The organism is Pseudomonas tohonis (genome assembly GCF_012767755.2).
GTDB lineage: Bacteria > Pseudomonadota > Gammaproteobacteria > Pseudomonadales > Pseudomonadaceae > Metapseudomonas > Metapseudomonas tohonis.
On the sequence record NZ_AP023189.1, the window covers coordinates 1973240 to 1993150 of the forward strand.

Annotated in this window: 18 protein-coding genes; 13 read left to right on the forward strand and 5 right to left on the reverse strand. The window is 66.4% G+C overall.

The window, feature by feature from the left end; genetic code table 11:
• The first annotated feature begins 8 nt into the window (after positions 1-8).
• Positions 9-527 carry a DUF6586 family protein gene (locus HSX14_RS09115; RefSeq protein WP_173173760.1) on the forward strand — a complete coding sequence of 173 codons (519 nt, stop codon included), beginning with the start codon at positions 9-11 and terminating at the stop codon, positions 525-527.
• Between the two features lie 71 nt (positions 528-598).
• Positions 599-832: a hypothetical protein gene (locus tag HSX14_RS09120; RefSeq protein ID WP_111262746.1), complete on the forward strand. Its 234-nt coding sequence runs from the start codon at positions 599-601 to the stop codon at positions 830-832.
• Between the two features lie 89 nt (positions 833-921).
• On the opposite strand, the gene sulA is transcribed toward HSX14_RS09120, so the two are convergent.
• Positions 922-1389 (reverse strand): SOS-induced cell division inhibitor SulA, encoded by a 468-nt coding sequence (gene sulA / locus HSX14_RS09125; protein WP_173173762.1) that lies wholly within the window; start codon positions 1387-1389, stop codon positions 922-924.
• A gap of 11 nt (positions 1390-1400) precedes the next feature.
• Positions 1401-2009 carry a transcriptional repressor LexA gene (lexA, locus tag HSX14_RS09130; RefSeq protein ID WP_111262748.1) on the reverse strand — a complete coding sequence of 203 codons (609 nt, stop codon included), beginning with the start codon at positions 2007-2009 and terminating at the stop codon, positions 1401-1403.
• A gap of 240 nt (positions 2010-2249) precedes the next feature.
• On the opposite strand from lexA, the gene HSX14_RS09135 reads away from it, so the two are divergent.
• Genes HSX14_RS09135 through HSX14_RS09150 form a run of 4 tightly spaced genes read left to right on the forward strand, consistent with a single transcriptional unit; the run spans position 2250 to position 5280 of the window.
• Positions 2250-2957, forward strand: coding sequence for a TetR/AcrR family transcriptional regulator (locus HSX14_RS09135; protein ID WP_111262749.1), 708 nt, complete (start codon positions 2250-2252; stop codon positions 2955-2957).
• 43 nt (positions 2958-3000) lie between these two features.
• Entirely contained in the window at positions 3001-3525 is a 525-nt protein-coding gene (locus HSX14_RS09140; RefSeq protein WP_173173763.1) for a L,D-transpeptidase, read from the forward strand.
• A gap of 8 nt (positions 3526-3533) precedes the next feature.
• The gene (gene nagZ, locus HSX14_RS09145) at positions 3534-4532 is read left to right on the forward strand and encodes a beta-N-acetylhexosaminidase (RefSeq protein WP_173173765.1); all 999 of its coding nucleotides are present in this window, start codon (positions 3534-3536) and stop codon (positions 4530-4532) included.
• A gap of 10 nt (positions 4533-4542) precedes the next feature.
• The gene (locus tag HSX14_RS09150; protein ID WP_173173767.1) at positions 4543-5280 is read left to right on the forward strand and encodes an S-methyl-5'-thioinosine phosphorylase; all 738 of its coding nucleotides are present in this window, start codon (positions 4543-4545) and stop codon (positions 5278-5280) included.
• Between the two features lie 7 nt (positions 5281-5287).
• Here the strand turns inward: HSX14_RS09150 and HSX14_RS09155 are convergent, their stop codons facing one another.
• The 3 genes from HSX14_RS09155 to mfd are packed head-to-tail and all read right to left on the reverse strand — an operon-like array spanning position 5288 to position 11930.
• Positions 5288-7936: a DEAD/DEAH box helicase gene (locus HSX14_RS09155; RefSeq protein ID WP_373874652.1), complete on the reverse strand. Its 2649-nt coding sequence runs from the start codon at positions 7934-7936 to the stop codon at positions 5288-5290.
• 5 nt (positions 7937-7941) lie between these two features.
• Positions 7942-8466, reverse strand: a complete 525-nt coding sequence (locus tag HSX14_RS09160; RefSeq protein WP_173173769.1) for a CsiV family protein — start codon at positions 8464-8466, stop codon at positions 7942-7944.
• Positions 8467-8477: 11 nt separating this feature from the next.
• Positions 8478-11930: a transcription-repair coupling factor gene (gene mfd / locus HSX14_RS09165; RefSeq protein WP_173173771.1), complete on the reverse strand. Its 3453-nt coding sequence runs from the start codon at positions 11928-11930 to the stop codon at positions 8478-8480.
• A 134-nt stretch (positions 11931-12064) separates the two neighbouring features.
• Here mfd and HSX14_RS09170 point away from each other — a divergent pair, with 134 nt between their 5' ends.
• From HSX14_RS09170 to nqrE, 7 genes are all read left to right on the forward strand, one after another.
• Positions 12065-13531 (forward strand): glyceraldehyde-3-phosphate dehydrogenase, encoded by a 1467-nt coding sequence (locus HSX14_RS09170; protein ID WP_173173773.1) that lies wholly within the window; start codon positions 12065-12067, stop codon positions 13529-13531.
• A 93-nt stretch (positions 13532-13624) separates the two neighbouring features.
• Positions 13625-15016 (forward strand): amino acid permease, encoded by a 1392-nt coding sequence (locus tag HSX14_RS09175; protein WP_173173775.1) that lies wholly within the window; start codon positions 13625-13627, stop codon positions 15014-15016.
• Positions 15017-15297: 281 nt separating this feature from the next.
• Entirely contained in the window at positions 15298-16635 is a 1338-nt protein-coding gene (locus HSX14_RS09180; protein ID WP_173173777.1) for a Na(+)-translocating NADH-quinone reductase subunit A, read from the forward strand.
• 1 nt (position 16636) lies between these two features.
• Positions 16637-17848, forward strand: a complete 1212-nt coding sequence (locus tag HSX14_RS09185) for an NADH:ubiquinone reductase (Na(+)-transporting) subunit B (RefSeq protein WP_173173779.1) — start codon at positions 16637-16639, stop codon at positions 17846-17848.
• Complete coding sequence (locus tag HSX14_RS09190) at positions 17841-18629, forward strand: Na(+)-translocating NADH-quinone reductase subunit C (protein WP_173173781.1); 789 nt, start codon at positions 17841-17843, stop codon at positions 18627-18629. The genes HSX14_RS09185 and HSX14_RS09190 overlap by 8 nt, the downstream gene beginning before the upstream one ends.
• Positions 18626-19300 carry an NADH:ubiquinone reductase (Na(+)-transporting) subunit D gene (locus HSX14_RS09195; protein WP_172433032.1) on the forward strand — a complete coding sequence of 225 codons (675 nt, stop codon included), beginning with the start codon at positions 18626-18628 and terminating at the stop codon, positions 19298-19300. The genes HSX14_RS09190 and HSX14_RS09195 overlap by 4 nt, the downstream gene beginning before the upstream one ends.
• Entirely contained in the window at positions 19300-19908 is a 609-nt protein-coding gene (gene nqrE, locus HSX14_RS09200; protein ID WP_021219522.1) for an NADH:ubiquinone reductase (Na(+)-transporting) subunit E, read from the forward strand. Before HSX14_RS09195 ends, nqrE begins: the two co-directional genes overlap by 1 nt.
• The last annotated feature ends 3 nt before the right edge of the window (positions 19909-19911 follow it).

Genomic DNA, 19911 nt, shown 5'->3' on the forward strand with positions numbered 1-19911 from the left:
TGGCCGCCATGGCGCATGAGCTCTACACCCGCACGAACCAGAAACTCTACTTCGCCGGCCTGGCGCTGGAATCCTTGCGCAAGGCTGAGGAAGGGCGGGCGATGAATGCCCAGGCGCTGGTTCAGGCAGAGCGCGAAGCGGCCTTGTTCCATCTCCATGGCGCGTTGCTCGGTCTCTGCCACGAGATCGCCGGGTTCTACCGGTTGCCTCAGGCTGCCGCGCCGCGCCCGGAATTGCTGTTGACCGCTGACGTGCTCGCCGCCGCGCCGAGCCCCGAGTTGTCCGAACTGGTCGAACTGGCCCAGCAGCCTGAAACCTGGCTGGCCGAACTACTGGCTGCGCACGCTGCACTGTTCCTGCCGCCCCAGGCGCCAAAGAAGGCGAAGGTCGACCGGGCAATGCCGCTGATCCAGGCTGTAAGTGTGGATGACGAGCCGACGCCTCTGTCCGGGGTGACCTTGGAAGAGTGGCGGCAGAACTTGAAGGCACTGGCGTTGCGCTTCCGTGAGGGGCTGTCGGAGTGCTGAGTAGATCGATGGGCTAGGGCGGCCCGTCAGCCGGCTGGTACAATGCCCGCCTTTAGTGGAGAGATGACCCCATGCCAACGTCCTTTCTGGAAATAGTCGAGCTGCCCGACGGCCGCATCATCCTGCGCCGCGCGGAAGACGAGGAGGCGTTGGTTACGCTGGACTTCTCTTCCGACGCCAAGGCGTTCCTGCAAGGGCATCACCTGGAAGTCGCCAAGGCCATGCTCAACGTGGGCGTACAGATGGCCGGTCGTCTTGCTGAAGGTGAAGTGGATCACGACGAAGGCCCGCGCGTCCTGCATTGATGGACGCTTGGTCGGCTCCTTCGTAACCGATTATTCCCCTCGACTGTTACCAATCCATTGCGGCCTTGTTCCGGTCGTGGGCTCGATTCCTATCCCAGCCGGATGTTTAGGCTTTGTGCGCCACCCTGGCGTGCTGCCTGGGCGAGTGCCTGTTTCTCCGTCCGGTTCAAACGCAGCCAACTGACTACGGTGTGGCTACGGCCTAGTCGAAGGGCTTCGCATGTCAATTCCAGCGCACTGCGCTCTCCCCGGGGCTCGAGGAGCAGGATACGCTCGCGATTCAGCCCGGCATCCCGCAACCAGCCCTGGGTAAGGCTGGCGGGCGCGCCGATCAATGTCAGCCAGCGGGCATCCTGCTCCTGGCTGAGTTCGCGAAGGATGGGGGCTAGCAGGTGGCGGCAATGCCCGGCAGCGCCGCTCAGCGACAGCTCGCTGAAGGCTTCGGGTTCCTCTTCCCATTGCTCGTCGAGTTCCAGCGCAAGTGGCACCGGGCTGGCGACTATGGCGTCATGGAAAAGCGGTAGTTGGGTTCGGCCAAACGATTGCGGGAACTGCATGACGCCTCCTGTTAGCGGCGGATGACGCCGACGCTCAAGCCTTCGATGACCAGATCCCGCTCCTGAAGGTCCACCTCGATCGGTGCGAAATCCGGGTTCTCGGCGATCAGCCAGACCTTGTTGCCCTCGCGTTTGAAGCGTTTGACGGTGACCTCGTCATCCAGGCGGGCTACGACGATCTGGCCGTTGCGGGCCTCGCGGGTGGTATGGACGGCGAGCAGGTCCCCATCGTGGATGCCGACATCCTTCATGCTCATGCCGCTCACGCGCAGCAGGTAGTCGGCGCGGGGATGGAAGAACTCCGGGTTGATCCGGCAGGATTCTTCGATGTTCTGCTGGGCGAGTATGGGAGCGCCGGCAGCAACGCGACCGATGATCGGCAGGCCGTCTTCCTCGGTGCTGGGCTCGAAGCCGGGGATGCGGATGCCGCGGGAGGCGCCGGGAGTCATCTCGATCGCCCCCTTTCGGGCCAGCGCCTTGAGGTGCTCTTCGGCAGCATTGGGCGACTTGAAGCCCAGTTCCTGGGCGATCTCCGCACGGGTGGGCGGATAGCCGTTGTCTTCGATGCAGCGCTTGATGAACGCGAGGATCTCGGCTTGGCGGGGCGTGAGTTTCAGCATGTCGGCGCTCTGTCTTTTTATACAGTGACTGGAATTATATACAGTGATCATCGCTTGGCAACAAGTCTTCTCTGCATCCTTTCGCCGTGTGGCTTGTGGCTCTAGTGACTTGCCTGTCGTCTTGCGTGAATATGGCGCTTGCGAGCCGTGACCGGGGCGTCAGAAGGTGGTGTGCGCGACTTGACAAGGCAGCGGCTTGAAACGTATGTTTCAAACAAGTGTTTGTCAGGCGGAGGAGCCATGGCCCAGTCGGAAACCGTCGAACGCATTCTTGATGCTGCGGAACAGCTGTTCGCGGAGAAGGGCTTCGCCGAGACTTCGTTGCGTTTGATCACCAGCAAGGCGGGTGTGAACCTGGCTGCTGTGAATTATCACTTCGGCTCGAAGAAGGCGCTGATCCAGGCGGTGTTCTCGCGCTTCCTCGGGCCTTTCTGCCAGAGTCTGGAGCGTGAGCTCGATCGCCGGCAGGCGAAGAGCGAGGCGCGCGCGACGCTCGAAGAGCTGCTGGAGATGCTGGTGGAGCAGGCGCTGGCGGTGAAGCCACGCAGCGGTAATGACCTGTCCATCTTCATGCGCCTGCTGGGGCTGGCGTTCAGCCAGAGCCAGGGCCACCTGCGCAAGTACCTGGAAGAGGTGTACGGCAAGGTCTTCCGTCGTTACATGCTGCTGGTCAACGAGTCGGCGCCCAAGGTGCCGCCACTCGAGCTGTTCTGGCGCGTGCACTTCATGCTCGGTGCCGCCGCGTTCAGCATGTCCGGCATCAAGGCGTTGCGCGCGATGGCCGAGACCGATTTCGGCGTGAACACTTCCATCGAACAGGTGATGCGCCTGATGGTGCCCTTCCTGGCAGCCGGCATGCGTGCCGAGACCGGACTGTCCGACGAAACCCTTTCAAAAGCGGTCCTGAAACCGCGCAGCAAGTCCCCGAGTACGCCTGCCAAGGCCTGATCCCGGTGGGCGAGGGCAGGGGGATCGGCTAAGCTAGCGCCCCATGCCCGACCTCGATCTCCTTCATATTTCCATCGCCGACCAGCGCCTCTACGGCTTCGCCAAAGAGCGTCTGGTGCTGCGTCTTCCCGTTTCCACCGCGCTCAACGGCGCCGGTGAGCAGAGTGGCTCCAATCGTACGCCTCGCGGCCTTCACCAAGTGCGAGCGAAGATCGGCGAGGGGCTGCCGCAAGGTGCGGTGCTGCGCGGCCGTCGCTGGACCGGCGAGACCTGGACGCCCGAGTTGCACGCGCAGTTCCCCGGTCGCGACTGGATCCTCAGCCGCATCCTCTGGCTGAGCGGTTGCGAGCCCGGGCGCAACCGCCTGGGCAAGGTCGACACCATGCGTCGCTACATCTACCTGCACGGCACGCCGGACACCGAGCCCATGGGCGTACCGCTGTCCCATGGCTGCGTACGCCTGCGCAATGCCGACCTGCTTGAACTCTTCCCCCGCGTTCCCGTCCATTGTGCGGTGCGGATCGACGAAGCGCCCCGGCCTGACTGGGCCGCGGCAGAACTCTCCTAAGGAATCCCATGCAAGGCTCCCTGATGCTGGACATCGGCGGCACCTGGCTGACCGCTGAGGATCGCCAGATCCTGCGGCAGCCGGAAGTGGCCGGCCTGATCATCTTCGCGCGCAATATCGAGGACCCGCGCCAGGTGCGCGAACTCTGCGCCTCCATCCGCGCCCTGCGCCCGGACCTCATTCTCGCCGTCGACCAGGAAGGCGGGCGCGTGCAGCGTCTGCGCCAGGGGTTCGTGCGCCTGCCGGCCATGCGCGCGCTGGCCGACAACGCCAATGCCGAGGCGCTGGCCCGGCAGTGTGGCTGGCTCATGGCGACCGAAGTCCTGGCCGTCGGGCTGGATATCAGCTTCGCCCCGGTGCTCGACCTCGATCACCAGCGCAGCGCCGTGGTCGGCAGCCGTGCCTTCGAGGGCGATCCGCAGCGCGCCACCGACCTGGCCGGTGCCTTCATCGAGGGCCTGCGTGCCGCCGGCATGGCGGCCACCGGCAAGCACTTCCCCGGCCATGGCTGGGCGGAAGCCGACTCCCACGTCGCCATTCCCACGGATGAGCGCAGCCTGGAGCAGATCCGCGCCGCGGACCTGGTGCCCTTCACCCGCCTGGCGCCCGAGCTGGACGGCATGATGCCGGCCCACGTCATCTATCCCAAGGTCGACTCGCAGCCCGCCGGTTTCTCGCGCCGCTGGCTGCAGGACATCCTGCGTGGCGAGCTGAAGTACACCGGGGTGATCTTCAGCGACGACCTGTCCATGGCCGGCGCCCACGTGGTGGGTGACGCCGCGGAGCGCATCGAGGCAGCGTTGAGCGCAGGCTGCGACATGGGCCTGGTGTGCAACGACCGTGCTGCCGCCGAGCTGGCCCTGTCGCGCCTGCAACGTCTCGGGGTGACGCCGCCTGCTCAGCTCGCGCGCATGCGCCGCCGCGCTTTCCCGGGCACCGAATACCGTCAAGACCCGCGTTGGCAAACGGCGATCGCCGCCCTGCGCGAAGCCCAGCTGATCGACTGAAGGAAGCGAAATGACCGTTTACGCGATTATCGGTGGCACCGGCCTCACCCAGCTCGAAGGCCTGACCATGAAGGCGCTGCTCAACCCCGAGACGCCCTATGGCGCGCCCTCGGCGGGCATCGTCCAGGGCGATTACGCCGGGCGCGACCTGCTGTTCCTCGCCCGCCATGGCCACCCGCACCGCATTCCTCCGCACCAGGTCAACTACCGCGCCAATCTCTGGGCGCTCAAGCAGGCTGGCGCCCAGGCGGTGGTCGCGGTCAATGCGGTGGGCGGTATCAACGCCGCCATGGGCACCGGGCACCTCGTGGTGCCGCACCAGCTGATCGACTACACCCACGGGCGCACCGACACCTTCTTCGAAGGCGAGCTGGACCATGTGACCCACATCGATTTCAGTCATCCCTACGACGAGGCGCTGCGGCAGAAGCTGCTCACCGCACTCGCCGCCACCGGGCACGCGCACAGCGACCACGGCGTGTATGGCTGCACCCAGGGCCCGCGCCTGGAGACGGTCGCCGAGATCGCCCGCATGGAGCGCGATGGCTGTGATCTGGTGGGGATGACCGGCATGCCCGAGGCCGTGCTCGCCCGTGAGCTGGACCTGCCCTACGCCTGCATCTCGCTGGTGGTCAATCCGGCTGCCGGCAAGTCCAGCGGCGTCATCACCATGGCCGAGATCGAGGCCGCCCTGGCCGACGGCATCGGCAAGGTGCGCGAAGTCCTCGTCCGCCTGTTCAAGGCCTGACCGGCCTTCAGGCCGTCGGCAGGGGCGCGAAGAGGGCGTCGAGGTCCTCTTCGCGCAATTGCCAGTCCGCTCCCTCGCTCTGCCCGAGGATGCCCTCGGCGAGCAGCGCCTTGCGCTGTTGCAGTTGCTGGATCTTCTCTTCCACCGTGCCCCGGGCGATCAGCTTGTAGACGAACACCGGCTTGTCCTGGCCGATGCGGTAGGCACGGTCCGTTGCCTGGCGCTCGGCGGCCGGGTTCCACCAGGGGTCATAGTGGATCACCGTGTCGGCGGCGGTGAGATTCAGGCCCGTGCCACCCGCCTTCAGGCTGATCAGGAACAGCGGCACTTCTCCGGCCTGGAAGCGCTTCACGGGGGTGCGTCGATCGCGGGTGTCGCCCGTGAGGATCAGGTACTCGATGCCGCGCTGCTGCAGTTCGGCCTCGATCAGCTCCAGCATGCTGGTGAACTGCGAGAAGAGCAGCACCTTGCGCCCCTCGGCGAACAGCTCCACCAGCATCTCCATCAGGCTGTCCAGCTTGCCCGAGGTGCTGCCGCGCAGCGGCCGGGTGCGCTCGTGCTCCACCAGGCGCAGGTCGCAGCAGGTCTGGCGCAGCTTCAGCAGCGCCTCGAGGATCACCATCTGGCTGCGCGCCATGCCCTTGTCCTGGATCTCCGCGCGGACCTTGCGGTCCATCGCCAGGCGCACCGTCTCGTAGAGATCACGCTGCCCCTCGCTGAGCTCCACGCGCTGGACGATCTCGGTCTTGGCTGGCAGCTCGGTGGCCACCGATTCCTTGGTCCGGCGCAGCAGGAAGGGACGGATGCGACCGTTGAGATGGGCCAGGCGCTCGTTGTCGCCGCGCTTCTCGATCGGGGTGCGGTAGTCGCGGGCGAACTGCTTGGCGTCACCCAGCCAGCCGGGCATGAGGAAGTGGAACAGCGACCAGAGCTCGCCCAGGTGATTCTCCAGCGGCGTGCCGGACAGGCACAGGCGCTGCCGCGCCTCCAGCTGGCGCACGGCCTGGGCGGCCTTGCTGGTGGGCGTCTTGATGTTCTGCGCCTCGTCCAGCACCAGCAGGTGCAGGGGCTGCGCCTTCCAGGCCGCGAGGTCGCGGGGTAGCAGGGCGTAGGTGGTCAGCAGCAGGTCGAACTCGCCCAGGCGTGCGAAGTCCTTCTTGCGGTTCGGGCCATGCAGCGCCAGCACCCGCAGGTCGGGGGCGAAGCGTGCGGCCTCGTCCTGCCAGTTGGGGATCAGGCTGGTGGGCATCACCACCAGCGCCGGACGGTCGAGACGGCCGGCGTTCTTCTCGGTGAGCAGGTGGGCCAGGGTCTGCAGGGTCTTGCCCAGGCCCATGTCGTCACCCAGCACGCCGCCCGCACCCAGTTCGCGCAGGCTCTGCAGCCAGGCGAGGCCTTGCAGCTGATAGGTGCGCAGGTCCGCCTGCAGGCCGTCAGGGGCCTCGTGGCGGGTCTGGCGGCTGTCACGCAGGCGCTCGGCGAAGCTGCGCAGGCGTTCGCCGCCCTGCCACTCCAGTTGCAGTTCGTCCAGTTGCCCCAGGCGTGCAGCATCGGGCAGGGCGAGGCGCAGGCTGCGGCCTTCCGGGCGATCTCGCAGGTAAAGCTCGCCCAGGGTGGCCAGCAGGGGTTTCAGGCGACCGAAGGGCAGGGCGACCTGCAGGGGGCGGCCGGTGTTGGCGCCCAGGGTGTCCAGTTGCAGGCGCAATTGCTCGTCGTCGCGCCGCTTCTCCAGGTTCTTCGGGCTGAGCAGCTTGGGGTTCTGCTGGATCAGGCGCAGGAGGATGGGCAGCAGGCTGATGCGCTGGCCTTCGACGACGATGCCCAGCTCCAGGTCGAACCAATGCTGGCCCGGGACTTCGTCCACCTCGGCGTACCAGCGCTCGACGCTGGACAGGTCGAAGTGGAAGCCGGGGCGGATGTCCACCTCCCAGCCCTCGGCGCGCAGCTCCGGCAGGCCCTTGTTCATGAAGCGCTGCCAGGCGCTGTCACCGGGCAGCTCGAAGAGTTCGTAGAGGTCACTGGGCAGGGCCAGGCTCTGGCGCAGCGATTCCTTGAAACCGAGCTGGCGCAGGCGCTCACGCAGGGCCTCTTCGGTGGCGGGCTGGCGCTGGACTTCCAGCAATTCGCCCTGGCGCTTGCTCACTGCGTTGTGGCGGGCGTTCTTGCCGTGGGCGCTGATGCCGGCGTAGTCGAATGCCAGGCCGGCACGGTGCTGCTGGCTGCCGACCATGCGTCCGCTGCGCAGGTCGTAGAGGCTCTGCGCCAGGCTGCCGAGGGCCAGCAGCGGGCGTGGCTGGATGTCCTTGAGCACGCGCCTGGCCGTGGGCGTCTCGGCAGCCGACAGCGGTCGTTCCGGACGCTGGCTGGGGGCGCCTTCCTCCAGCACTTGCAGGATGGCTGCCACGCAGTGCTTGCAGTTGATGCCCACCGGGCAGCTGCAGCGGCCGATGATGCCGAGGCCGTGGGGCGCCAGGCGGATGTTCTGATGGTAGAAGTTGTCACCCGAGCCTGCGCAGCTGGACTGCAGCAGGGTCTCGTCCATGGCCCGCAGGCGCGCCAGGCGCTGGCGGGCATAGCCCGTGCCGCGCTGCAGCGCGCCGCTGTCGAAGTCCTGCCGCCAGTCGTGCTGGCGCAGGTGTTCGAGCAGGGTGAGCACGTCGGTCAGAGCGGGCTGACGCGGATCAGGACGCCGAGGCTGGAGTGATCGAGGTAGGTCAGCTCGCCGGTCTTCAGACGGGTGCCCTGCTTGATGCGTTCGCTGCCGCTGAGCAGGCCGCTACCGTCGAACTGGTTGACCCAGAAGTCGACGGCGACATCGGTGTAGCGCACCTGGGACAGGGTCACGGTGCCTTCCACCGGGAAGTGGCCAAGCTGCTGGTCACCGGCGCTGACGGCCACGCGGCTGGGGTTGGCGCCGACGCTCTGCGTCCAGGCCTTGTGCAGCAGCACCTGGTAGCCGTTGCCGGGGTTGAGCTTGGCAGCCTCGCCGTTCAGCGCGGTGGCGCGTTCACCGACACTGGCCAGGCTCTGCGCGCCGTTGGCCCAATCGTCCGGGGCCGGCTGGCTGGCGGGCGTGGCTTCGCCCGACTGGCGGAAGAGGATCAGCTCGACCTGGTAGAGCCCATCGGCGAAAGCGCTGGGGGCCAGCAGGGCAAGCATCAGGGCGAGGTAACGGAACGCACGCATGGATCGGTCCTTTAAGCGGATTGCGGAGTCAGGCGCTCGAACAGCGCCTCGAGTGTGTTGAAGCGTTCTTCCGGGCGCTCCATCGGCACCTGGAAGCGGAACAGCGTGGCGCCTTCGAACTTGTAGCGCTTGGGCTGGCCCTGGATCAGCTTGATCAGCACCAGCGGGTCGACGCAGGTGTCGGCGGCGAATTCTATCCGACCGCCCTGCGGGCCAGCGTCGACTTTCTTGATGCCGAGCTTCTCCGCCTGCAGTTTGAGCAGGGTCAGGCGTACCAGGTTCTTGGTCGGTTCCGGCAGCAGGCCGAAGCGGTCGATCATCTCCACCTGCAGCTCCTTCAGGCCGTCCTCGTCGGCGGCCGAGGCGATGCGCTTGTAGAGGATCAGGCGCGCGTGCACGTCGGGCAGGTAGTCCTCGGGAATCAGCGCCGGCAGACGCAGGTTGATTTCCGGCCCGCCGCCCAGCGGTTGCTCCAGGTTGGGCTGCTCGCCCTTCTGGATGGCCTTGACCGCGCGCTCGAGCATTTCCATGTAGAGGGTGAAGCCCACCGCCTGGATCTGCCCGCTCTGCCCGTCGCCGAGCAGCTCGCCGGCACCCCGTATCTCCAGGTCGTGGGTGGCCAGGACGAAGCCGGCCCCCAGGTCCTGGGCGTTGGCGATGGCCTCCAGGCGCTTCTCGGCGTCCGGGGTCATCTGCTTGCGTGGCGGGGTGAGCAGGTAGGCGTAGGCCTGGTGGTGGCTGCGCCCGACGCGGCCGCGCAGCTGGTGCAGCTGGGCCAGGCCGAACTTGTCGGCGCGTTCGATGATGATGGTGTTGGCGCTGGGCACGTCGATGCCGGTCTCGATGATGGTCGAGGCGATCAGCACGTTGAAGCGCTTGTGATAGAAGTCGCTCATCACCTGCTCGAGTTCGCGCTCGTGCATCTGCCCGTGGCCGATGCCGATGCGCGCCTCGGGCACCAGCTCCGCAAGGTCGGCGGCGCACTTCTCGATGCTCTTCACTTCGTTGTGCAGGTAGTACACCTGGCCGCCGCGCAGCAGCTCGCGCAGCAGCGCCTCCTTGATCACGGTGTTCTGCTGTTCCATGACGAAGGTACGCACCGACAGGCGGCGCGCGGGTGGAGTGGCGATGATCGACAGGTCGCGCATGCCGGCGACGGCCATGTTCAGGGTGCGCGGGATCGGCGTGGCGGTGAGGGTGAGGATGTCCACCTCGCTGCGCAGGGCCTTGAGCTGCTCCTTCTGGCGCACGCCGAAGCGGTGTTCCTCGTCGATGATCACCAGGCCCAGGTTCTTGAAGGTGATGTCGTCCTGCAGCAGCTTGTGGGTGCCGATGACGATGTCCACCTTGCCGTCGGCCAGCTGTTGCGCAGCGCCTTCCACTTCCTTGGCGGTCTTGAAGCGGCTCATCACCTCGACTTTCACCGGCCAGTCGGCGAAGCGGTCGCGGAAGCTGTTGTAGTGCTGCTGGGCGAGCAGGGTGGTGGGCACCAGCACCGCCACCTGCTTGCCGCTGTGCACGGCGACGAAGGCGGCGCGCATGGCCACTTCGGTCTTGCCGAAGCCTACGTCGCCGCAGACCAGGCGGTCCATCGGCTTGGGCGCCAGCATGTCGGCCAGTACGGCGTCGATGGCGGTCTGCTGGTCCGGCGTCTCCTCGAAGGGGAAGCCGGCGGAGAAGGTGGCGTAGTCGGCCATCGGGTCCTTGAAGGCATAGCCTTCGCGGGCGGCGCGACGGGCATAGATGTCCAGCAGTTCGGCGGCGACGTCGCGTACCTGTTCGGCGGCCTTGCGCTTGGCCTTCTGCCAGGCCTCGGAGCCCAGGCGGTGCAGCGGCGCGAGGGCGTCGTCGCTGCCGGTGTAGCGGGCGATCAGGTGCAGGCTGGCCACGGGTACGTAGAGCTTGGCTTCCTCGGCGTATTGCAGGGCGAGGAATTCGGCGGATTGGCCCTCGATCTCCAGGGTGATCAGGCCCAGGTAGCGGCCGACGCCGTGGTCGATGTGCACCACCGGCGCGCCTTCGCGCAGCTCGGCGAGGTTCTTGATGACGTTGTCGCCACCGTCGCCCCGGCGGTCGCGGCGGCGGCGCTGCATCACGCGCTGGCCGAACAGCGGGCTCTCGGCGACCAGCGCCAGGCCCGGGTCATCCAGCAGCAGGCCTTCGTCCAGGGGCGCGATGGTGATGGCCAGGCGCTCCTTGCCGGCGACGAACTCCGTCCAGCCGCTGACTTCCTGCGGGCGCAGTTTGAGGCGGGCGAGCAACTCCAGCAGCACTTCGCGGCGGCCGGCCGATTCGGCGCTGAACAGCACGCGGCCGGGGAACTCTTCCAGGAAGCGGCGCAGGGCGGCCAGGGGTTCGCTGGCCTTGGCCTGGATCGCCAGGTCCGGCAACGGGCGGGCCGGGAAGCGCTCGCGACCGACGCCGGTGTCCAGGTCCTCCTGGCTGACCACGACCCGTGGCGAGCCCTTGAGCCGGGCGAAGCAGTCCTCCACCGGCAGGAACAGCTCGGCGGGCGGCACCAGCGGTCGCTCGGGGTCGACGCGGCGCTCTTCATAGCGGTTGCGCACGTCGTTCCAGAACTGCTCGGCGGCCTGCTCGATGCCGGGCAGGGAGAACACCTGGGTGTCCTGGGGCAGGTAGTCGAAGAGGGTGGCGCTGTCCTCGAAGAACAGCGGCAGGTAGTACTCGATGCCGGCGGGGGTGATGCCGCTGGCCAGGTCCTGGTAGATCGGGCAGCGGCGGAAATCCACGTCGAAGCGCTCGCGGAAGCGACCGCGGAAGTCGGTCACGGCCTTCTTGTCCAGCGGGAACTCGCGGGCCGGCAGCAGGCGGATCGATTCCACCTTGTCCACCGAGCGCTGGGTCTCGGGGTCGAAGGTGCGCAGGGTCTCGATCTCGTCATCGAACAGGTCGATGCGGAAGGGCACGTCGCTGCCCATCGGGAACAGGTCGATCAGCGCGCCGCGCACGGCGAACTCGCCGTGTTCGTAGACGGTGTCCACGCAGCGATAGCCGGCCGCCTCCAGGCGGCTGCGCATCTGCTCGACGTCGAGCTTCTGGCCGACGTCCAGCACCAGGCTGGAGCCCAGCAGGAAGCGCGTTGGCGCCAGGCGGTGCAGGGCTGTGGTGATGGGCACCACCAGCACGCCGTGGGTCAGCTCCGGCAGGCGATAGAGGCTGGCGATGCGCTGGGAGATGATGTCCTGGTGCGGCGAGAACAGGTCGTAGGGCAGCGTTTCCCAGTCCGGGAAGTGCAGCACCGGCAGGTCCGGGGCGAAGAAGCTCAGTTCCTGCTCCAGGCGTTCGGCGCTCTGGCTGTCGGCGGTCAGCAGCAGGGTGAAGCGCCGGGCGGCGCTGGCGGCTTCGGCGATCGCCAGGCTGAGGGCGGCACCGGGGAGGTTGCCCCATTGCTGCTTGCCGGCGGCGGCGGGCAGGGTCGGGAGACGCAGGACGGACTCGGGCAAAGGTGGCTCCGGTCGGAAAATTGGACCCGGGCGATTGTAACTATCCCGACTGACGGATGTCAGTCTTACGTCCGCTGCAGATTGCCGCCGCTTGCGCGCGCCGTCATAATGTAGCCCCTTTTTTCAGCCCCTACATGTGGAAGGTACTGCCCGTGACTCAGAAGCCCGACCAGTGTCTCGGTGAGTGGATTGATCGTGAAGCCCTCGCGGAAGCGATGATTCCGCTGATTGGCCAGCTCTACCGCAACAACAGCGTGGTGACCTCGATCTATGGCCGTGGTCTGATCAACCGTTCGGTGATCGACATTCTCAAGGCCCATCGTTTCGCCCGCCACCGCCTGGCTGACGACAGCGAGCTGTCGGTCCACGATACCTTCCCGATCCTCAAGGCCATGAGCGAGCTGAAGCTGGGCGCGGCTTCCGTGGACCTGGGCAAGATGGCCAGCAAGTTCAAGGCCGAAGGCAACGGCCGTGCCGTCGAGCAGTTCGTCAAGGACGAGCTGGCCGACGTGGTCGGCAAGCAGAACGGCGCTGCCCGCGAAGGCACCGACGTCGTCCTGTACGGCTTCGGCCGCATCGGCCGCCTGCTGGCGCGCATCCTGATCGAGAAGACCGGTGGCGGCGACGGCCTGCGCCTGCGCGCCATCGTCGTGCGCAAGGGCGCCAGCAACGACCTGGTCAAGCGCGCCAGCCTGCTGCGCCGCGACTCCGTGCACGGCAAGTTCGATGGCACCATCACCATCGACGAGGAAAACAACACCCTCACCGCCAACGGCAACCTGATCCAGGTGATCTACGCCAAGTCGCCGACCGAAGTCGACTACACCCAGTACGGCATCAAGAATGCCCTGCTGGTCGACAACACCGGCGTGTGGCGCGATGCCGAGGGCCTGGGCCAGCACCTGAGCTGCCCGGGTGTCGATCGCGTCGTCCTGACCGCTCCGGGCAAGGGCGCGCTGAAGAACATCGTGCACGGCATCAACCACAGCGAGATCACCGCCGAAGACAAGATCATCTCGGCCGCCTCCTGCACCACCAACGCCATCGTGCCGGTGCTCAAGGCCGTCAATGATCAGTACGGCATCGTCAACGGCCACGTCGAGACCGTTCACTCGTACACCAACGACCAGAACCTGATCGACAACTTCCACAAGGGCGATCGCCGTGGCCGCAGCGCGCCGCTGAACATGGTGATCACCGAGACCGGCGCCGCCACCGCTGCCGCCAAGGCCCTGCCGGTGCTGAAGGGCAAGCTGACCGGCAACGCCATTCGCGTGCCGACGCCGAACGTGTCGATGGCCATCCTCAACCTCAACCTGGAAAAGGCCACCACCCGCGAAGAGATCAACGAGTACCTGCGCCAGATGGCCATGCACTCGGACCTGCAGAAGCAGATCGACTTCGTCAGCTCGCAGGAAGTGGTCTCCACCGACTTCGTCGGCTCCCGCCATGCCGGTGTGGTCGATGCCGAAGCCACCATCTGCAACGACAACCGTGTCGTGCTCTACGTGTGGTACGACAACGAGTTCGGCTACAGCTGCCAGGTGGTCCGCGTGATGGAAGAGATGGCCGGGGTCAACCCGCCTGCGTTCCCGCGCTGATACCGCGTTGAACAGAACGGGAGCTTTCGGGCTCCCGTTTTTCATTTTTAGGTCTGTAATCGCTATACCCACCTCCTGCTTGGAAACCCCTTGATGGACGGACAACAGCTGCACGCCGGCTCGCTCAAGCGCGGCCTGGAAAATCGCCATATCCAGCTGATCGCCCTGGGCGGCGCCATCGGCACCGGTCTGTTCCTCGGCTCGGCCGGGGTACTCAAATCCGCCGGCCCCTCGATGATCCTCGGCTACGCCATCGCCGGCTTCATCGCCTTCCTGATCATGCGCCAGCTGGGCGAGATGATCGTCGAGGAGCCCGTGGCTGGCTCCTTCAGCCACTTCGCCCACAAGTACTGGGGCGGCTACGCGGGTTTCCTCTCCGGCTGGAACTACTGGGTGCTCTATGTGCTGGTGGGCATGGCCGAGCTGACCGCGGTGGGCAAGTACGTGCAGTTCTGGTGGCCGGAAGTGCCCACCTGGGCGACGGCTGCGGCCTTCTTCGTGCTGATCAACCTGATCAACCTGGCCAACGTCCGCGCCTTCGGCGAGACCGAGTTCTGGTTCGCCCTGATCAAAGTGGTGGCGATCATCGGCATGATCATCCTCGGCCTCTACCTGCTGGTCTCCGGCACCGGCGGCGAGCAGGCGGCCGTGAGCAACCTTTGGAGCCACGGCGGGTTCTTCCCCAATGGCCTGGAAGGGCTGGTGATGGTCCTGGCGATCATCATGTTCTCCTTCGGTGGCCTGGAGCTGGTGGGCATCACCGCCGCCGAGGCCAGCGAGCCGAAGAAGGTGATCCCCAAGGCGATCAACCAGGTGATCTGGCGCATCCTGATCTTCTACATCGGCGCCCTCACCGTGCTGCTGATGCTCTATCCCTGGGACAAGCTGCTGGAAACCCTCGGCGCCGCCGGTGATCCCTACAGCGGCAGCCCGTTCGTGCAGATCTTCTCGCTGATCGGCAGCGACACCGCCGCCCACCTGTTGAACTTCGTGGTACTGACCGCCGCGCTGTCGGTCTACAACAGCGGCGTGTACTGCAACAGCCGCATGCTCTACGGCCTGGCCGAGCAGGGCGATGCACCCAAGGCGCTGCTCAAGGTCAACCGTCGTGGCGTGCCGGTGCTGGCCATCGGCGTCTCCGCGCTGGTGACCCTGCTGTGCGTGCTGGTGAACTACCTGGCGCCCAAGCAGGCGCTGGAACTGCTGATGGCGCTGGTGGTGGCGGCCCTGGTGATCAACTGGGCGATGATCAGCCTGTCGCACCTGATGTTCCGCAAGTCGCTGCAGCGCCAGGGCATCGAGCCGTTCTTCAAGTCGCTCTGGTACCCCTTCAGCAACTACCTGTGCCTGGCCTTCGTGGCGCTGATCCTCGGCGTGATGCTGCTGATCCCCGGCATCAACGTGTCGGTGTACGCCATTCCCTTCTGGCTCGGCTTCATCGCCATCTGCTACGCCATCCGCCGCTCCGCGGGCCCTCGCTCGTAACGTCGGAAACGGGGGCTGCGGCCCCCGTTCCTTTGCTGCTCGCCCCGCCGTTCGCATCCGTGACCCCGCGTCCGCCATCTGACCTCCCGTCACCGCTCCAGGCCTAACCGACGGAAAGCCAAGGATTTTCGGTGGTCGCACCGAGGTGCGCCTCTTTATAATGCGCGGTTTTCGTCCCGAGGCTCTGCCGCGTGCCGGCACATGTGCCGGTGCCTGCCTGGCGTTTGGCGGCTACTGTTCGACACCGGGACGAAACCCTTCTCAAGGTTCAGGCGAGAGACATGACAAGAATCAGACGGGGGTTGGACCTGCCCATCGCAGGCCAGCCCGAGCAGCGCATCGAGGCTGCACGAGCCGTGCGCAGCGTGGCCGTGATCGGCTTCGACTACCACGGCATGAAGCCCACCATGCAGGTGCAGGTCGGGGATCGGGTGAAGCTGGGCCAGGCCCTGTTCGCCGACAAGAAGAACCCCGGCGTGCTCTTCACCGCCCCGGCGGCGGGCGTGGTCTCGGCCATCCACCGCGGCGAGCAGCGTGTGCTGCAGTCGGTGGTGATCGATGTGGACGGCGACGACGAAGTCGTCTTCGAAACCTGCCCGGACAACGCCCTGGATGCCCTCGATCCCCAGGCCGTGCGGGACAACCTGCAGCGCTCGGGCCTCTGGACCGCACTGCGTACGCGCCCGTTCAGCCGGGTGCCGGCCGTCGATGCCGTTCCCAGCTCGATCTTCGTGACCGCCCTCGATACCCACCCGCTGGCCGCCGACCCGCAGCCGATCATCGCTGCCCACGCCGCCGACTTCGAGCGCGGTCTCAAGGTGCTGGCGCGCCTGGGCCGGGTGTTCCTGTGCAAGGCCGACGGGGCCAGCCTGCCGGGTGAGCAGTTGACCGGCGTGCGCGCCGAGGCCTTCTCCGGTCCGCATCCGGCGGGCCTTCCGGGCACCCACATCCACTTCCTCGACCCGGTGAGCGCCACCAGGAGCGTCTGGCACATCGGCTACCAGGACGTGATCGCCGTCGGCAAGCTGTTCGCCACCGGCCGCCTGTGGGTCGAGCGCGTCGTGGCCCTGGCCGGCCCGGTGGTGGAGAAGCCGCGTCTGCTGGCCACCCGCCTGGGCGCGAACCTCGACGAGCTGACCGCCGGCGAACTCAAGCCCGGCGTCAACCGCGTGGTGTCCGGCTCCCTGCTGGGCGGGCGCACCTCCCGTGGCGCCTGCGCCTACCTGGGGCGCTACCACCTGCAGGTGTCCTGCCTCGCCGAAGGCAACGACCGCGAGCTGCTGCACTACCTGCGCGCCGGGGTGAACAAGCATTCGGTGCTGAACATCTTCGTCTCCAAGCTGATGGCGGCCCGCCGGTTCGCCTTCAGCACCAGCACCAACGGCAGCCCGCGCGCCATGGTGCCGGTGGGCAACTACGAGGCGGTGATGCCGCTGGACATCCTGCCCACCCAGTTGCTGCGCTACCTCATCGTCGGCGACACCGAGATGGCCCAGAAGCTGGGCTGCCTGGAGCTGGACGAGGAAGACCTGGCGCTGTGCAGCTACGTCTGCGCCGGCAAGTACGAGTACGGCCCCATCCTGCGGGACAACCTCAACCGCATCGAGAAGGAGGGCTGACATGGGCCTGCGCAAATTCCTCGACCGGATCGAGCACAACTTCGAACAGGGGGGCCGCTTCGAGAAGTGGTACGCCCTGTATGAAGCGATCGACACCTTCTTCTACCGGCCGGCCAACGTCACCCGGACCACGGCCCACGTGCGCGACGGCATCGACCTCAAGCGCATGATGATCACCGTGTGGCTCTGCACCTTCCCGGCGATGTTCTTCGGCATGTGGAACGTGGGCTACCAGGCCAACCTGGTGTTCGCCCAGAGCCCGGACCTGCTGGCCGCCCAGGACGGCTGGCGCTTCGCGCTGATCGGCAGCCTGGCCGGCTTCGACCCCAACAGCCTGTGGGACAACGTCATCCAGGGCGCGGCCTGGTTCCTGCCCATCTACGCCGTGACCTTCATCGTCGGCGGCTTCTGGGAAGTGCTGTTCGCCGCCATCCGCCGCCATGAGGTGAACGAAGGCTTCTTCGTCACCTCCGTGCTCTTCGCCCTCACCCTGCCGCCGAGCATCCCGCTGTGGCAGGTGGCCCTGGGCATCAGCTTCGGCGTGGTGCTGGGCAAGGAAGTGTTCGGCGGCACCGGCAAGAACTTCCTCAACCCCGCCCTGGTGGGCCGTGCCTTCCTGTTCTTCGCCTACCCGGCGCAGATTTCCGGCGACGCCGTGTGGACGGCGGTGGACGGCTTCGCCGGCGCCACTTCCCTGAGCCTGGGCGCTGCCGGTGGCGTGGAGAACATCCTCGGCCACGGCATCACCTGGATGGACGCCTTCCTCGGCACCATTCACGGCTCCATCGGCGAGACCAGCACCCTGGCCATCTTCATCGGCGGCGGCGTGCTGCTGCTGACCCGCATCGCCGCCTGGCGCATCGTCGCCGGCGTGATGCTGGGCATGATCGCCACCAGCACGCTGTTCAACGCCATCGGTTCCGACACCAACCCGATGTTCGCCATGCCCTGGTACTGGCACCTGGTCCTCGGCGGCTTCGCCTTCGGCATGATGTTCATGGCCACCGACCCGGTGTCCGCCTCCATGACCAACACCGGCAAATGGCTGTTCGGCGCGCTGATCGGCCTGATGGTGGTGCTGATCCGCGTGGTCAACCCCGCCTTCCCGGAAGGCATGATGCTGGCGATCCTCTTCGCCAACCTCTGTGCACCGCTGATCGACCACTTCGTCGTCCAGGCCAACATCAAGCGGAGGCTGGCACGCCATGGCTAACCAGAAGGAATCCACGATCCGCACCCTGCTGGTGGCCCTGGTGGTCTGCCTGGTGTGCTCCATCTTCGTCGCCGGCGGGGCGGTGGCCCTCAAGCCGGTGCAGGTGGAGAACCGCGAGCTGGACAAGCAGCGCAGCATCCTCTCCATCGCCGGCCTCGGCCAGCCGGGCATGTCCGCCAGCGAAGTGAAGGCGCTCTATGCCGAGCGCATCACCGCCAAGGTGGTGGACCTCTCCAGCGGCGAGTACAGCGACGCCATCCAGGCCACCGGCTTCGACCCGCTGAAGGCCGCCAAGGACCCGAAGCTCTCCAACGCCCTGCCGGGTGACCAGGACATCGCCTCCATCAAGCGCCGCGAGCGCTTCACCACCGTCTACCTGGTGGAGAAGGACGGCCAGCTGGACACCCTGATCCTGCCGGTGCGCGGCTACGGCCTGTGGTCGACCCTGTACGGCTTCCTCGCCCTCAAGGGCGATCTCGACACCGTGGTCGGCCTGGGTTTCTACCAGCACGGCGAGACGCCCGGCCTCGGCGGCGAGGTGGACAACCCGAAATGGAAGGCGCTGTGGAACGGCAAGAGCCTGTTCGATGAGCAGGGCCAGCTGGCCATCCAGATCATCAAGGGCAGCGTCGAGCCCGGCTCGCCCAAGGCCAGCCACCAGGTCGACGGCCTGGCCGGCGCCACGCTGACCAGCAAGGGCGTCAACAATCTGCTGCATTTCTGGCTCGGCAAGAACGGCTTCGGCCCCTTCCTGGCCAAGCTGAACAACGGGGAGGCATGAACATGGCGCAACCCACGATCCGCTCGGTCCTGCTGGACCCGATCCTGCACAACAACCCCATCGGCCTGCAGATCCTCGGCATCTGCTCGGCCCTGGCGGTCACCTCCAACCTGAAAACCGCGCTGGTGATGTCCATCGCCCTGACGCTGGTGACCGGCTTCTCCAACCTGTTCATCTCGATGATCCGCAGCCAGATCCCCAGCTCGATCCGCATGATCGTGCAGATGGTGATCATCGCCTCGCTGGTGATAGTGGTGGACCAGGTGCTCAAGGCCTATGCCTTCAGCCTGTCCAAGCAGCTCTCGGTGTTCGTCGGCCTGATCATCACCAACTGCATCGTGATGGGCCGCGCCGAAGCCTTCGCCATGGCCAACCCGCCCGTGCTGTCGTTCTTCGACGGCATCGGCAACGGCCTGGGCTACAGCGCCATGCTCATCGTCCTCGGCGTGATCCGCGAGCTGTTCGGCTCCGGCAAGCTGCTGGGCTACGAGATCCTCCCGGTGATCAACGACGGCGGCTGGTACCAGCCCAACGGCCTGTTGCTGCTGCCGCCCTCGGCCTTCTTCCTCATCGGCCTGATCATCTGGGCCCTGCGCAGCTGGAAGACCGAGCAGAAGGAAGCGCCGTCCTTCAAGATCGCGCCCCAGGTATCCAACAAGGAGGCCTACTGATGGAGCACTACATCAGCCTGTTCGTGAAGGCGGTGTTCGTCGAGAACATGGCCCTGGCCTTCTTCCTCGGCATGTGCACCTTCATCGCCATTTCCAAGAAGGTGGAAACCGCCATCGGCCTCGGCATCGCCGTGATCGTGGTGCAGGCCATCACCGTGCCGGCCAACAACCTGCTCTACACCCTCCTACTCAAGGACGGTGCGCTGGCCTGGGCCGGCCTGCCGGACGTGGACCTGTCGTTCCTCGGCCTGCTCAGCTACATCGGGGTGATCGCCGCCATCGTGCAGATCCTCGAGATGCTGCTCGACAAGTACGTGCCCTCGCTCTACAACGCCCTCGGCGTGTTCCTGCCGCTGATCACGGTGAACTGCGCCATCATGGCCGGCTCGCTGTTCATGGTGGAGCGCGACTACAACCTGGGTGAGAGCGTGGTCTACGGCGTCGGTTCCGGCTTCTCCTGGGCCCTGGCCATCGCGCTGCTCGCCGGCATCCGCGAGAAGCTCAAGTACAGCGATGTACCCGAGGGCCTGCAGGGCCTGGGCATCACCTTCATCACCATCGGCCTGATGTCGCTGGGCTTCATGTCCTTTTCGGGCGTCCAGCTGTAAGGA

Coding starts and splice junctions, on each gene's coding strand:
- HSX14_RS09180 (WP_173173777.1), top strand. CDS start 15,298: ATGACAAGAATCAGACGGGGGTTGGACCTGCCCATCGCAGGCCAGCCC.
- lexA (WP_111262748.1), bottom strand. CDS start 2,009: ATGCTGAAACTCACGCCCCGCCAAGCCGAGATCCTCGCGTTCATCAAG.
- HSX14_RS09135 (WP_111262749.1), top strand. CDS start 2,250: ATGGCCCAGTCGGAAACCGTCGAACGCATTCTTGATGCTGCGGAACAG.
- HSX14_RS09150 (WP_173173767.1), top strand. CDS start 4,543: ATGACCGTTTACGCGATTATCGGTGGCACCGGCCTCACCCAGCTCGAA.
- HSX14_RS09170 (WP_173173773.1), top strand. CDS start 12,065: ATGTGGAAGGTACTGCCCGTGACTCAGAAGCCCGACCAGTGTCTCGGT.
- HSX14_RS09120 (WP_111262746.1), top strand. CDS start 599: ATGCCAACGTCCTTTCTGGAAATAGTCGAGCTGCCCGACGGCCGCATC.
- HSX14_RS09160 (WP_173173769.1), bottom strand. CDS start 8,466: ATGCGTGCGTTCCGTTACCTCGCCCTGATGCTTGCCCTGCTGGCCCCC.
- HSX14_RS09190 (WP_173173781.1), top strand. CDS start 17,841: ATGGCTAACCAGAAGGAATCCACGATCCGCACCCTGCTGGTGGCCCTG.
- nagZ (WP_173173765.1), top strand. CDS start 3,534: ATGCAAGGCTCCCTGATGCTGGACATCGGCGGCACCTGGCTGACCGCT.
- HSX14_RS09140 (WP_173173763.1), top strand. CDS start 3,001: ATGCCCGACCTCGATCTCCTTCATATTTCCATCGCCGACCAGCGCCTC.
- nqrE (WP_021219522.1), top strand. CDS start 19,300: ATGGAGCACTACATCAGCCTGTTCGTGAAGGCGGTGTTCGTCGAGAAC.
- HSX14_RS09175 (WP_173173775.1), top strand. CDS start 13,625: ATGGACGGACAACAGCTGCACGCCGGCTCGCTCAAGCGCGGCCTGGAA.
- HSX14_RS09185 (WP_173173779.1), top strand. CDS start 16,637: ATGGGCCTGCGCAAATTCCTCGACCGGATCGAGCACAACTTCGAACAG.
- HSX14_RS09195 (WP_172433032.1), top strand. CDS start 18,626: ATGAACATGGCGCAACCCACGATCCGCTCGGTCCTGCTGGACCCGATC.
- HSX14_RS09115 (WP_173173760.1), top strand. CDS start 9: ATGGCGCATGAGCTCTACACCCGCACGAACCAGAAACTCTACTTCGCC.
- sulA (WP_173173762.1), bottom strand. CDS start 1,389: ATGCAGTTCCCGCAATCGTTTGGCCGAACCCAACTACCGCTTTTCCAT.